Origin of the sequence: Paraniabella hibiscisoli (assembly GCF_022512515.1) — a bacterium.
Lineage (GTDB): Bacteria > Bacteroidota > Bacteroidia > Chitinophagales > Chitinophagaceae > Niabella > Niabella hibiscisoli.
The window spans coordinates 2,443,107-2,455,311 of record NZ_JAKWBK010000001.1; the positions used below are offsets into that span (position 1 = coordinate 2,443,107).

The window sequence follows — 12,205 nt, forward strand, 5'->3', positions numbered from 1 at the left end:
AAAACATGAAACAATTAGCATTAATTATAGCTATGGCCGCACTGGCATCATGCGGTGCAAGTAAGAAGGCAGCAAAAACGCCTTCGGTAGATACAACCCAGGCTCCACCGGTAGCTACGGTAGAAAATGAAGGCCCGTCTGTAGTGCTTTCTAAATTAAATAAAATCGACTTTAAGACTTTTTCGGGTAAGGTGGATGTGGATTTTGATGATGGAAAGGGAAATGGCAAAAGTGTTAGCGCTAAGCTGGTGATTAAAAAAGACGAAGCGATATGGATGTCGGCAGGCTTACTTGGTTTTGAAGGTGTAAGAGCATTGATCACTAAAGATTCCGTGAAGATCCTCAATAAACTACAGAAAGAATATATAGCGTCCAGCCTTTCTTATATCCAGGAAAAATAGGATTGCCCGTTGACTTTACAACGTTGCAGGACCTGCTGATTGGTAATGCTATTTTTGTAAACGAAGGCAATGCTTCGCTTACAAAAGAAGGTACCGGTTATGTGGTTACCACGCAGGATGCGAATTTTAAGAACCTGCTCACCGTTTTATTACCGGGCTACTTACCTGCTGCAAGCAAACTGAGTGATGTAGATGCATCGAAAAACAGGAGTGCTGAACTAGCATACAATAATTACAAACAGGTGGCAGGGCGTAATTTCTCTACCTCAAGGGACATTCGTGTTAACTATAAAAGCAATATTACTATAAAACTTAACTTTCAGTCTCACGATTTTGATGGAGAAGTGGCCATTCCTTTCTCTGTTCCCTCAGGTTATAAAACAAAGCAATAATCCGGTAAACATTTATGCTCCAGGCTCCAATACTACTGTATTCATTATTACAACGGTTTTTTCTATTCATGAATATTCCGGCAAGAGAATGTAAAAAGCTGTTGGTTTTATTAGTTGTTCTTTTAAGTGCTTTTTCCAACAGGGCCGTAGCGCAAAAAATGAGTGATAAAACTTCGATGGAGGAGGAGCGAAGAAAATTGCAGCAGGAGCTGAGACAAATACAACAGGCCTACGATGCTGTTAAAGGCGAGAGTAAAAATAATCTCCACCAGCTGGCAGCACTCAACAAAAAAATTGAAGTACAGAATCAGTATATCAATAATATCGGCAAGGAAATACGCCTTATTGATGATGATATCTATTACAGCGCTATAGAAATTAAAAGGCTGAAAAAGCAGATGGATACGCTGAAGGCGCACTACGCTAGAACGGTAGTGTATGCGTATAAAAACAGGAGCAACTATGACTACCTGAACTTTATTTTTTCTGCCAATAGTTTTAACGATGCGATAAAGCGTGTAGCCTATTTGAAAAGCTACCGTAATTATCGCGAAAAGCAAATGGAAGATATTGTTAAAACTAATACCTTGATCGATAAACGTTATGCCCACCAGGTAGCCAGCAAAAAACAGAAGGAAGGTGCATTGGTTACCCGTACCAATGAATATTCGGTTTTGGGAGATCAGCGGGCAGAAAAAGACTCTGTGGCTAAGCTGCTGCAATCACAAGCAGGGTCACTTCAAAAGCAGATTGCTAAAAAGCAGCAGGAAGATAAACAGCTGAAAACAGACATTGCCGCAGTGGTAAGGAAGGAGATTGCAGAGGCAAAAAAATAGCGCAGGAAGAGGCGAAGCAAAGAGCAGCAGCAGAAGCCAAAGAAAGACAAGAGGCCTGGGCGCGCGAACGCTTATTGGAAACAGAAAGAGCATTAGCTGGCGCGAAGCCAACAACCGTATCGCCTGGTACAACGCCTGCAGCTCCGGCATCTGCGCCACCAGCGCAGGAAGTAGCTTCAGCTCCATCGAGAGAGTTGAAATTTGACCCTGTAGGTGCTGGCAAAAGCACTACGGTAAGGGCTGTGCCTAAATCAGATAATTCAATTGTTGCAAATACAGGGCCTATTGCGGCGAGAAAAAATACGCCGCCACCACCACCTGCCCCGGTAGTAGAAAACAAAGCTCCTGCAGGAGGATATCTAAATTATAAAGCAGATGATATTGCATTAAACAGCGACTTTTCGCAGAACCGCGGTAAGTTGCCCTCACCCGTTGACGGGGTAATAACACTGGGTTTTGGCCGGTACAAAATAGAAGGGGTAGGCCCTGATATTGTTGGAGATAATCCTGGTGTGACCTATACAGCGCAGGTCGGAGCTCCCGTTAGGCGGTATTTGGTGGAGAAGTGGTCAGTATTTCTAAAGTGGGGGAACCTCATTTGTGGTAATGCGTCATGGTAAATATTTTACGGCTTATAGCAACCTGGCTTCTGTAAGCGTAACTAAGGGGGCATCGGTGGCGCGTGGCCAATCTATAGGTACCGTTGGCGCTGATGAAGAAACAGGCGGGGGAAGCTCGATTTTATCCTGATGATCGAGGAGAAAAATGTTGATCCGCGTGTTTGGCTGAGGTAAATAGTAGAACGCCGTCATCCGCAGGAGGGATCCATTTATTAAACCGATGAATTGTAATCGATATGGATACCGGAATTATCAAGAAGCTGGAAATTGTTTCCATAAAATCCAACACGCCTGATTCCAGAACCCTGGTATTACAGCCATTAAACTGGCAGCCTCAATATAAAGCGGGGCAATTCCTCACGTTAGTATTTTACAATCATTCGGGCGAGCAACGCCGATCCTATTCCATATCATCTTCGCCTGAAGCAGGAGAACCGCTATCCATCACCATAAAAAACTCGACAATGGCGAATTCTCCAGGAAACTGGTATACAATTCCAGGCCGGGAGATATCTTATTGACTTCAGGTATCGGCGGTTTTTTTGTTTTGCCTGAAAAGTTAAATCATCTTACATTTTGCTTTCTGGCTGCCGGTAGCGGCATTACCCCTTGCTTTTCATTGATCAAAACCTTGCTATTAACAACGCCGCAAAAAGTATTTCTTTTTTACAGCAACCGGAGTGAACAACAGGTCATCTTTTATGAGGAGTTGAAGTCTTTGCAACAGCAATATAAAGACCGGTTCTATATCCATTTTATGTTTAGTAACCGGCTTGATGTCTATTATAGCCGGTTAAGTCACTGGCTGCTGACACGGTTGCTAGATGAGCACTTTCTCAGCATCGATAAAAAAGATATCCGGTTTTACGTTTGTGGTCCTTTTGATTATATGTTAATGTCTGCCATTTCGTTACGTAATAACGGCGTTATCAATGCGCAGATCATTAAAGAAGATTTTAATCCCTTACCGCCGGCAAAGCTTCCTCAGCCTCCTGATAAAGTCATGCACCAGGTTACGGTGCATCTTGCACAAAAAACACATGTATTGAACGTTCAATATCCGCAAACCATTGTAGCTGCGGCAAAACAGGCGGGCATTGCTGTTCCTTATAGTTGCGAGGCTGGACGCTGTGGCAGTTGTGTAGCAACCTGCACCTCGGGTAAAATATGGATGGCTTATAACGAAGTGCTATTGGAGGAAGAAATTGCAAAGGGACGGGTGCTTACCTGCCAGGGATACCCAATTGGTGGAGATGCCACAATTGTTTATTGATTGAGCAACTTTTATAAAAGGGTTTCAAATGAAAATCAATTGCTTACTTACGGCTGACTTTTGAGATATCCACTGTTTATAAAAAATTTTTTTTTTTTTTCCCCCACCTACATTTGCATGCCCAATAAATGGGAAGAATAAAAATGATTATGGATTTAAAGTATATACAACAAATAGCTATAGAGCTTTCGCTGCCTGTTAAAAACATCACCAATGTGCAGCAAATGCATACAGAGGGCGCTACCATCCCTTTTATTAGCCGATACAGGAAGGAGGCTACGGGCAATATGGATGAAGTACAGGTTGGAAATGTAATTGATAAGATCAAATACTATGATGAGTCGGAGAAACGCAAAGAAACTGTTTTGAAAACCATTGAAGCCGCCGGGAAGTTAACGCCGGAATTAAAACTGCGCATAGAGAATTGCTTAAATGCAACAGAGCTGGAAGATATTTACCTGCCTTACAAGCCTAAACGTAAAACGAAAGCAACAGTGGCTATCGAAAAAGGGCTGGAGCCTTTGGCGCAGCTGTTGTTTGGACAAATACAGCCGGTTTCGGATGAGCAAATTGCTGCTTATATTAATGAGCAGGTTAAAGATAATGCAGAGGCCTTGCAAGGTGCGCGGGATATTATTGCTGAATGGATATCAGAGAGCGAGCAGGCACGTACAACTGTGCGTTCCCTGTTTCAGGAAACCTCTGCCATTTCTGCAAGAGTGCTTACTACCAAAAAGGAGTCTGAAGAAGCCCAGAAGTACAGGGATTATTTTGAGTTTAAAGAACCCCTGGCAGATTGTCCTTCGCACAGGTTGCTCGCTATTCGTCGTGGTGAAAAAGAAGGCTTCCTTATCATGGATATCGCTATAGAAAAAGAATCGGCAGTAGGTGAGTTAAAAGATGTATTTGTAAAATCTTCGAATAGTGCAGGGGAGCAGGTGGCGTTGGCAACGGAAGACGCTTATGGTCGTTTATTAAAGCGGCTATTGAAACTGAGTTTAGGATGAGCAGTAAAACAGCGGCCGATGAAGAAGCGATCCGGGTGTTTGCTGAAAATCTTCGTCAGCTATTATTAGCCTCGCCTCTCGGAAGCAAGCGGGTACTGGCTATAGATCCTGGCTTTAGAACGGGCTGTAAAGTGGTTTGCCTGGATGAAAGCGGCACTTTCTTAAAGTATACAAGCATATTCCCCCATCCTCCGCAAAATGACTGGAGTGGCGCTGCCGCAACCCTGAAAGAACTGGTGAGCAGGTATGAAATTGAGGCAATTGGTTATGGCAACGGTACTGCCAGCAAAGAAACGGAAAAGCTGGTGCGTGGTATTGACTTTGGTAAACCTGTTTCTATCTTTATGGTGAATGAAAGCGGGGCGTCTATTTATTCTGCCAGTGAAGTAGCTCGCGAAGAATTCCCGGATGAAGATGTAACCGTTCGTGGCGCCATCAGCATCGGTCGCCGCTTGCTGGACCCGCTAAGCGAGTTGGTGAAGATAGATGCAAAGAGCATTGGCGTAGGTCAATACCAGCATGATGTAAACCAGAACCGTTTAAAAGATAGCCTGGATAATGTAGTGCAAAGCTGTGTAAACTATGTAGGTGTAGATGTGAATACAGCCAGTAAGCACCTGCTTACTTATGTCTCCGGACTTACAGCTACTACTGCTAAAAATATAGTAGAATACCGTGGCAAAAATGGTGCTTTCAAATCGCGCAGTGAACTGTTGAAAGTTGCCATGCTGGGCCCAAAGGCCTATGAGCAATGCGCAGGGTTTTTAAGGATACCCGGTGCAGAAAATCCGTTAGATAATTCGGCCGTGCATCCCGAGAGTTATGGCATTGTAGAAGAAATGGCGCAGAAGATGAGCTGCACGGTTAGTGATATCATTGCCAAGTCTGATATCAGAAAACAGATTAATGCGAAAGACTTTATCAATGAAACTGCCGGCGCTTATACCATTGAGGATATTTTAAAAGAATTGGAAAAGCCAGGTCGTGATCCCCGGGATGTAATTGAAGAGTTCAGGTTTGCGGAGGGTATTGCTACTATGAGTGATTTGAAGCCTGGCATGAAGGTTCCGGGTATTGTTACGAACATTACGAATTTTGGGGCATTTGTTGATGTAGGTGTAAAGCAGGATGGGCTGGTGCATGTTTCCCATCTGTCTAACAAATTCGTAAGTGATCCCAACGAAGTAGTAAAGCTCAATCAAAAAGTAATGGTAACCGTGGTCGAAGTCGATGCTTCCCGCAAGCGCATTGCTTTAAGTATGAAGGAGGAAAATAAAACGGAGCAACCGCGCCCGCGCACCAACCTGCCTAAAGGAGCGCCTGTAAGCAACAAACCTAAAAATAGTTTTCAATCGAGCCTCGATGCCTTGAGGAATAAATTTGATAAGTAACCAGGCTTCATGCCGGTTGATAAAGCCTCGCCGATTTATAACCGGCGAGGCTTTATTGTTGTTAGCTCACAAGTTGGCCAACGGCTTCTTTAAAAATTTCCGGATTGTATATATTGAAATTCCCGAATTCGTAAATCGCCGCGATTATTCAAAATTACTTTTGCCGAAATTGTAATTATGCGCAATCAAACCAGGACTTTCTTACTCAGGTATTCCCTTACGCTAAGCTTGCTTATTGTCTTTATAACAGCAATGGCTTTTGAAGGAAGGGATGTATAAAAGGGCAAATAGTTGATGCAGATCAGAACCCGGTAGCGGGAGCCAGCATTACATTGTTAGAAACAACGCATGCCGCTATTAGCGATGCCGATGGAAATTTCGAAATAAAAGGATTAACAGGGGGAAGGTATATTGTCAGGATAACGCATATTGGGTTTAAGCCCTATGATGAAACCCTACAAGTGAAAAGTGACGGAATAACGGTAGTAAAGGTTAGCCTGCAAAAAGAAACAGAAAGTCTTTCGGAAGTAACGGTCGTTTCCGGAATTAACCGTTTCAATAAAAGGAAACGAATGATGTGGCGCGCCTCCCGCTGCGAAACATCGAAAACCCGCAGGTGTATTCAGTTATTCCCAAAGAGATTATTGCCGAACAGGTTGTGGTGGACTATAATAGCATCTTTAAAAATATTCCGGGTGCTGCCGTTCCGGTAGTGTACAACCAGGGGAGAAGTGCCATGTTATCCAGAGGGTTTACTACGGCAAATTTTATCCGTAATAGTATTTCAGGTTTCGTTTATACCAATATCGACCCGGCTAACCTCGAAGTGCTCCAGGCTATAAAGGGGCCGTCGGGAACCTTATTTAACAGTGGTCAGATATCCTTTGGCGGTTTATTCAACCGGGTTACTAAAAAGCCTTTAGAGCAAAATAAAACGGAAATAGCATTTACCGGCGGCGGCTATAATCTGAACAGGCTGACTTTTGATATCAACCGGCCATTAACCAATGATAAGCAGGTATTGTTCCGTCTCAATGGGGCGGTACATACGGAGAAAAGCTTTCAGGACCAGGGCTTTACCAGAAACGTAATGCTGGCGCCGAGTTTTATTTATAAACTGAATGATCGCCTGGATTTTCTGCTAGATATCGAAGCGTCTTTGTATAACGCTACATCGCCTATTCGTTTTGCGCCTTCTGCTACTGCAACCACAATCAATAATATCAGGGACTTTGGGATGGATTACAATCGATCATTCCTGACCAACTCGCTGGATTATCATACGCAGCAGGTGAACTTCTTCGGCCAAGTCAATTATACCTTGTCAGGCAACTGGAAGCTGCAGACCAATATCACCCGTACTTTTTCAACAACAAAAGGATATGTAACGCAACTGATAGGGGTAAATGACAGCATGCTACGCCAGCGTGCTCAAAAGGAAAACTTCCCCTACAACGGAGTGGAGCTGCAACAAAACCTGGTCGGTGATTTTAAAATTGGAACATTGAGAAACCGTATCGTGGTGGGTATCGACTATTATAATCAGCGAAGCGATAGGAATACACCGACAGTGACCCTGGCTGCGATTAATTTTAGAAAGCCAGGAGCCGCTTACAATAATTTCAATGCGGATAAGATTGATTCGGCTGCAGCACGTGTGATTCCTGAAACTTATGCCACCAATATTTCCAATTATAGCGCTTATGTGTCCAGTGTTTTGAATATTACACCAAAGTTTAATGTAATGCTCAGTTTAAGGCTGGACAACGTAGATAATAAGGGGCGGTACGATGTGGCAACAGCTGTATTCACAGATGCCTTCAACCAAACAGCTCTATCTCCCAAGTTGGGCATGGTATATGAAATCGTAAAAGATAAACTGTCTCTTTTTGGTAACTACATGAATGGGTTCGATTACAATGCCGGTTCCGATTCTGTTGGTAATCCATTTAAGCCACAACAGGCCAACCAGTGGGAGATAGGCTTGAAAACAGATCTGTTTCATCACAGGTTAACCAGCACTATCAGCTATTATGATATTGCCGTTACCAATGTTTTAAGGCTGGCTCCGGGTGGTGTTTTCAATATCCAGGATGGTACACAGATCAGCCGTGGCTTTGAGGCTGAAATAATTGCTAATCCCATCGATGGGCTCAACCTTATTACCGGGTACACTTATAATGACAGCAAGCTCACCAATGCCGCCGCTGATGTTAACGGGTTAAGACCGGCCACAGCAGGCCCCATGCACTTGGCCAATTTCTGGATCAGCTACCGCATTGTTTCCGGTAAAGCTAAAGGTCTCGGCGCTGGTTTCGGGGTAATTATGGAAGCAATTCTTATCAAACCAATACCCATAAATTTAAGTTTGAAATACCCGCCTACACTGTTTTTGATGCCACCGCATTCTATGATTTTGTTAAATGCAGGGTTGGATTAAAATTGGATAATCTTACCAATGAACAATATTGGTCATTTCGTCTCGCGCCTCAAATGCCAAGAAGGCTGTCTGCAAATGTGGTGTTCAGGTTCTAGGAACGAATGACAGCTGCGGAAAGTGCTTTCGGGCCGTAAGAGGATTCTAACCAAACGATGATACGATAATACGGCTCTTTTATTTAATTTTGTAGTATGGAAACAATTATAGCGTCCAGCCCGGTTACTTTAACTGCCGGCGCGGTGAGGGAAATAAAAAGACTGATCAGTGAGCCAGGTTTTGATACTACCCAGCTTTTGCGCATTGGGGTAAAAGGTGGTGGTTGTAGCGGAATGAGCTATGTTTTAGGATTTGATCAGAAAACAGATGCCGATAAAGAATTTGAAATAGAAGGGGTTTCCTGTATCATCAATAAATCTCACGAATTATACCTGGCAGGTATGGAGATAGACTGGAGCGATGGTCTCGATAACAGGGGTTTCACATTTTCTAACCCTAACGCCAGCAGCACCTGCGGCTGCGGAACCAGTTTCGCTGTATAATTCCTTTGCTGATGCCTGATATACATTATTCTTTTTGTCCGGTTTGCCAATCGGATCAATTACAACATGTCTTTAATGTTAAAGATTACACCGTTAGCGGTAAGGAATTTGAGATCCTTCATTGTAATGCCTGTACGGTAAGATTAACCCAGGACGTTCCCGGGGTGGACGATATTGGTATTTACTACAAATCAGAAGATTATATCTCGCATACCAACACCAGCAAGGGTCTGATCAATCAGCTGTATCAACGGGTTCGTGTTCGAACCATGAAGCAGAAAGCAGCTATTGTGAAAAGGCATACCGGGCTAAAAACAGGGAATTTGCTGGATATTGGGAGCGGCACCGGCACATTTTTGCACACCATGCAGCAGCAGGGTTGGAGCGTTGCAGGTTTAGAGCCAGATGCTGATGCAAGAGCTGTAGGCAAGGAGCAGTATGGTATTCAGACGAAGCCATCTCGCGAACTTTTTCACTACCGCCGCAGAGCTTTAATGCTATTACTCTATGGCATGTGCTGGAGCATGTACATACCTTGCATGAATACGTGGCTCAAATGAAAACGCTTTTAGCGCCCGGCGGAAATTTGTTTATTGCCGTGCCTAACTATACCAGCAAAGACTCAAAAGCCTATGGCGCTTACTGGGCAGGCTATGATGTGCCCCGGCATTTATATCATTTCTCACCGAAGGCTATGGCTGTCCTTGTTCAGCAACATGGATTAAAAATTGACGAAATGCTGCCTATGTGGTTCGACAGTTTTTATGTAGATATGCTGAGCAGCAAATACAAGAGCGGCAAAGTAAATTACCTGAGCGCCGGCTTGCACGGCCTGGCTTCTAATATCAATGCAATGGGCAATACGAAGGAATGCTGCTCGGTTATTTATGTGATTACTGCCGGTTAATCCTTGTTGTTTAGGATTTGTTGTTTAAAGAAATTAATAATGGCTGCGTTGGCATCCTGAGGATATTCATGTCCCCCGGGATGTATATATAATGTAACAGGCGTTCCCTTGGCAGAGGAGTAGTTGGTTATATAAGGTCCGTCCTTGCTGCCTGCCAGATCACATCCGTTCAGTTTTAATAATCTTTGATGAACCAGGTATTGGTTGTCTGGTTTTACCAGCGGGTCTTTCGCTCCGGTTACAATAAAAGCAGGCTTTGGTTTTAAACTCAGTATATTTTTTCCAGGAAGTGTGGACGTAGGAGCAAAAGCCGCAAAAAGTTTGCCACGTAATGCCCATAGTTGGTATACGAAATTGCCGCCGTTAGAATGCCCGGTAGCATATACACGATTATCATCAATATTGAATACCCTTTTCAACGAGTCGAGCATCTGGTCAAAGAAAGTCAGATCCCGGTTTCCCATAGCATTCAACTGCTGCCAACCGGTCTTCTTTCCCTCGGGGTCTGTCAGGTTGCCCGGCGTGTTCAGTCCCTGGGGATACACTACAATGGCTTCTGGCCATAATAAGTCAAACCGGTGGGTTCGATACATGTTGTGCATTGTTCCTCCATGACCATGAAAAGCAACAATTAATGGATGGGGTTTTGATGATCCAGGTGCAGCGGGTAAATAGACCAACGCTTTTCTTGCGGTGCCCTCCACATTCCATTTCATTTCCCGGAGTGTGGGAATGGTGTTTTGCTGTGCGTTTACTGTTAATGCTGCTACCCCAACGATCATGCTTACCGTCAGCAGGAATTGCAAGCTATATTTCATAATGATCCTGTTTAAACGGTTAGAACATAATAATGCGCTAAGGTTTAACGAATCGATGCAGAAAATTTCTGGTAAACAATAAGGCCATGGTTTAAACCATGGCCTTATTGTTTACTGTCCTAATTGTACCTCGTACAATTCAGGCCATTTTTTGCCGGTTATATATACTTTTTTGTCTCCGCATCATAAGCAATACCGTTCGGTACATCATTCGGATCCCTGTTGTTTATACGTTGCCAGATATCCGAAACGTCAATCTTTCCAACGATCAGACCGTTAGCAGGGTCGATCTTCAGGATATAAGGCTGCTGCCATACGTTAGCATATACAAACCCATCGATATACTCCAGCTCATTTAAGTTATAAGCCAGCTCGCCGTTATGCGTAACGGATTGTGTATGTAATAACTGAAAAGTAGAGGGGTTGTAAAAATACAGATTGCCGCTCCCATCTGTTACAATGAGTTCCTTGCCATTATTGGTTATTCCCCATCCATCTGTATTAAAGTCAAACTCCTTTATCTTTTTAAGGTCAGGTAGGGTATATACAAAAACTTTTCTTTCGGTCCAGGTGAGTTGATACACTGTATCATTTAATACAGTAATGCCCTCTCCAAAATGATGGTCATCCAACGCAATGGATTTTTCGGCCTTACCTGTTTCGAGATTTACTTTTAAAAGATGAGAGTTTTTACTGCTTACAGGATTATCAGCATCTCCACCGGTTCCTTCAAATAACTGTCCTTTATAAACCACAAGCCCCTGTGTGAAAGATGAAGTGTCGTGAGGATAGGTTTTAACCACCGATAAGCTGATATTAGGAATGGGTGCCGCTGTAGTGCCAGGTTCGGGCGTTGTCGTATCAGCAGTATTGTCACCACAACCGAAAAGAAGAGCTGACATTGAAACTACTACGAATAAGGAGAAAAGTCTGTTCATTGCTTTTAAATAATTGGGTACAAAAGTAGGATAAGAAGATTTCAAAAAAATCATAAAACCATGGCTGTATTCAGTTGGCCTTAATTAGAATATTATTCGTTGATTTTGTGTTTTTAAGAATATTATTCGTTTTTAAATATTATTTTGAGAATAATATTTATTTTTGAGGTATGGTACAAACCGATACTGTTTTAAATGATGTGGACAAGGCCATCTTAAGATTGATGCAGGATGATGCGCGTATTACCAACGTGGCCATATCTAAAAAGCTCAAAATGGCGCCTTCAGCAGTGCTGGAACGAGTACGGAAGCTGGAGGAGCGGGGTATTATAAGAGGCTATACAGCTAATCTTGATCCCGCAGCTTTGAATAAAGAATTGCTGGCATTTATTTTTATTAAGTCTGCCGACGGATTTGGCTGTGATACTTCTGCAAAAGCCTTTGCCGCCATCCCCGAAGTGCAGGAAGTGCATAATATAGCCGGTGACGATTGTTACCTGGTTAAAGTTCGGGTAGCTAACACCCAGGCTTTAATGGAGCTGCGCCGAAAGCGGTTTAGCAAGATCGCTAATATTCTCTCTATGCGCACTACCATCGTAATGGAAACTGTAAAAGAAACGCAAACTATCTCAATTACCTGATT

At 43.3% G+C, this 12,205-nt stretch carries 16 protein-coding genes and 1 pseudogene; 15 read left to right on the forward strand and 2 right to left on the reverse strand.

All coding sequences use genetic code 11. From position 1 onward, the window contains the following. The first annotated feature begins 5 nt into the window (after positions 1–5). The 14 genes and pseudogenes from MKP07_RS38665 (at position 6) to MKP07_RS15570 (ending at position 9,806) form a co-directional block, all read left to right on the forward strand. On the forward strand, positions 6–401 hold the full coding sequence (locus MKP07_RS38665; protein WP_262919323.1) for a DUF4292 domain-containing protein: 396 nt from the start codon (positions 6–8) through the stop codon (positions 399–401). A gap of 2 nt (positions 402–403) precedes the next feature. Beyond that, entirely contained in the window at positions 404–793 is a 390-nt protein-coding gene (locus MKP07_RS38670) for a DUF4292 domain-containing protein (RefSeq protein ID WP_262919324.1), read from the forward strand. A gap of 158 nt (positions 794–951) precedes the next feature. After that, positions 952–1,629: a murein hydrolase activator EnvC family protein gene (locus MKP07_RS15520; protein WP_240847993.1), complete on the forward strand. Its 678-nt coding sequence runs from the start codon at positions 952–954 to the stop codon at positions 1,627–1,629. A gap of 74 nt (positions 1,630–1,703) precedes the next feature. Continuing rightward, positions 1,704–2,249, forward strand: a complete 546-nt coding sequence (locus MKP07_RS15525; RefSeq protein ID WP_240847994.1) for a hypothetical protein — start codon at positions 1,704–1,706, stop codon at positions 2,247–2,249. Next, positions 2,236–2,379, forward strand: coding sequence for a peptidoglycan DD-metalloendopeptidase family protein (locus MKP07_RS15530; protein WP_240847995.1), 144 nt, complete (start codon positions 2,236–2,238; stop codon positions 2,377–2,379). The genes MKP07_RS15525 and MKP07_RS15530 overlap by 14 nt, the downstream gene beginning before the upstream one ends. 106 nt (positions 2,380–2,485) lie before the next feature. Beyond that, a complete protein-coding gene (locus MKP07_RS15535) occupies positions 2,486–2,770 on the forward strand; it encodes a ferredoxin reductase domain-containing protein (RefSeq protein ID WP_240847996.1) in 285 nt (94 codons plus the stop codon). A gap of 26 nt (positions 2,771–2,796) precedes the next feature. Next, entirely contained in the window at positions 2,797–3,522 is a 726-nt protein-coding gene (locus tag MKP07_RS15540; protein ID WP_240847997.1) for a flavin reductase family protein, read from the forward strand. Positions 3,523–3,671: 149 nt separating this feature from the next. Then, positions 3,672–4,529 (forward strand): Tex-like N-terminal domain-containing protein, encoded by an 858-nt coding sequence (locus tag MKP07_RS15545; protein WP_240847998.1) that lies wholly within the window; start codon positions 3,672–3,674, stop codon positions 4,527–4,529. After that, the gene (locus tag MKP07_RS15550; protein WP_240847999.1) at positions 4,526–5,920 is read left to right on the forward strand and encodes a helix-hairpin-helix domain-containing protein; all 1,395 of its coding nucleotides are present in this window, start codon (positions 4,526–4,528) and stop codon (positions 5,918–5,920) included. Before MKP07_RS15545 ends, MKP07_RS15550 begins: the two co-directional genes overlap by 4 nt. Positions 5,921–6,207: 287 nt before the next feature. Continuing rightward, positions 6,208–6,444: pseudogene (locus MKP07_RS42590) on the forward strand (carboxypeptidase regulatory-like domain-containing protein); the annotation flags it as partial. A 53-nt stretch (positions 6,445–6,497) separates the two neighbouring features. Further along, positions 6,498–8,360, forward strand: coding sequence for a TonB-dependent siderophore receptor (locus MKP07_RS15555; RefSeq protein ID WP_240848000.1), 1,863 nt, complete (start codon positions 6,498–6,500; stop codon positions 8,358–8,360). 191 nt (positions 8,361–8,551) lie between these two features. Next, positions 8,552–8,899, forward strand: a complete 348-nt coding sequence (locus MKP07_RS15560; protein WP_240848001.1) for a HesB/IscA family protein — start codon at positions 8,552–8,554, stop codon at positions 8,897–8,899. 11 nt (positions 8,900–8,910) lie between these two features. Then, the gene (locus tag MKP07_RS15565; RefSeq protein WP_240848002.1) at positions 8,911–9,459 is read left to right on the forward strand and encodes a class I SAM-dependent methyltransferase; all 549 of its coding nucleotides are present in this window, start codon (positions 8,911–8,913) and stop codon (positions 9,457–9,459) included. Next, positions 9,414–9,806 (forward strand): methyltransferase domain-containing protein, encoded by a 393-nt coding sequence (locus MKP07_RS15570; protein WP_240848003.1) that lies wholly within the window; start codon positions 9,414–9,416, stop codon positions 9,804–9,806. Before MKP07_RS15565 ends, MKP07_RS15570 begins: the two co-directional genes overlap by 46 nt. On the opposite strand, the gene MKP07_RS15575 is transcribed toward MKP07_RS15570, so the two are convergent. Next, positions 9,803–10,624 (reverse strand): alpha/beta hydrolase family esterase, encoded by an 822-nt coding sequence (locus MKP07_RS15575; protein WP_240848004.1) that lies wholly within the window; start codon positions 10,622–10,624, stop codon positions 9,803–9,805. The genes MKP07_RS15570 and MKP07_RS15575 overlap by 4 nt on opposite strands. Before the next feature lie 158 nt (positions 10,625–10,782). Next, positions 10,783–11,562: a glutaminyl-peptide cyclotransferase gene (locus tag MKP07_RS15580; RefSeq protein WP_240848005.1), complete on the reverse strand. Its 780-nt coding sequence runs from the start codon at positions 11,560–11,562 to the stop codon at positions 10,783–10,785. A 170-nt stretch (positions 11,563–11,732) separates the two neighbouring features. Here MKP07_RS15580 and MKP07_RS15585 point away from each other — a divergent pair, with 170 nt between their 5' ends. After that, on the forward strand, positions 11,733–12,203 hold the full coding sequence (locus MKP07_RS15585; RefSeq protein WP_240848006.1) for an Lrp/AsnC family transcriptional regulator: 471 nt from the start codon (positions 11,733–11,735) through the stop codon (positions 12,201–12,203). The last annotated feature ends 2 nt before the right edge of the window (positions 12,204–12,205 follow it).

Bases quoted from the DNA above. Each gene is read 5' to 3' on its own strand.
- MKP07_RS15580 (WP_240848005.1), bottom strand. From the start codon at position 11,562: ATGAACAGACTTTTCTCCTTATTCGTAGTAGTTTCAATGTCAGCTCTT.
- MKP07_RS15550 (WP_240847999.1), top strand. From the start codon at position 4,526: ATGAGCAGTAAAACAGCGGCCGATGAAGAAGCGATCCGGGTGTTTGCT.
- MKP07_RS15520 (WP_240847993.1), top strand. From the start codon at position 952: ATGAGTGATAAAACTTCGATGGAGGAGGAGCGAAGAAAATTGCAGCAG.
- MKP07_RS15545 (WP_240847998.1), top strand. From the start codon at position 3,672: ATGGATTTAAAGTATATACAACAAATAGCTATAGAGCTTTCGCTGCCT.
- MKP07_RS15530 (WP_240847995.1), top strand. From the start codon at position 2,236: ATGCGTCATGGTAAATATTTTACGGCTTATAGCAACCTGGCTTCTGTA.
- MKP07_RS15585 (WP_240848006.1), top strand. From the start codon at position 11,733: ATGGTACAAACCGATACTGTTTTAAATGATGTGGACAAGGCCATCTTA.
- MKP07_RS15575 (WP_240848004.1), bottom strand. From the start codon at position 10,624: ATGAAATATAGCTTGCAATTCCTGCTGACGGTAAGCATGATCGTTGGG.
- MKP07_RS15535 (WP_240847996.1), top strand. From the start codon at position 2,486: ATGGATACCGGAATTATCAAGAAGCTGGAAATTGTTTCCATAAAATCC.
- MKP07_RS38665 (WP_262919323.1), top strand. From the start codon at position 6: ATGAAACAATTAGCATTAATTATAGCTATGGCCGCACTGGCATCATGC.
- MKP07_RS15565 (WP_240848002.1), top strand. From the start codon at position 8,911: ATGCCTGATATACATTATTCTTTTTGTCCGGTTTGCCAATCGGATCAA.
- MKP07_RS15560 (WP_240848001.1), top strand. From the start codon at position 8,552: ATGGAAACAATTATAGCGTCCAGCCCGGTTACTTTAACTGCCGGCGCG.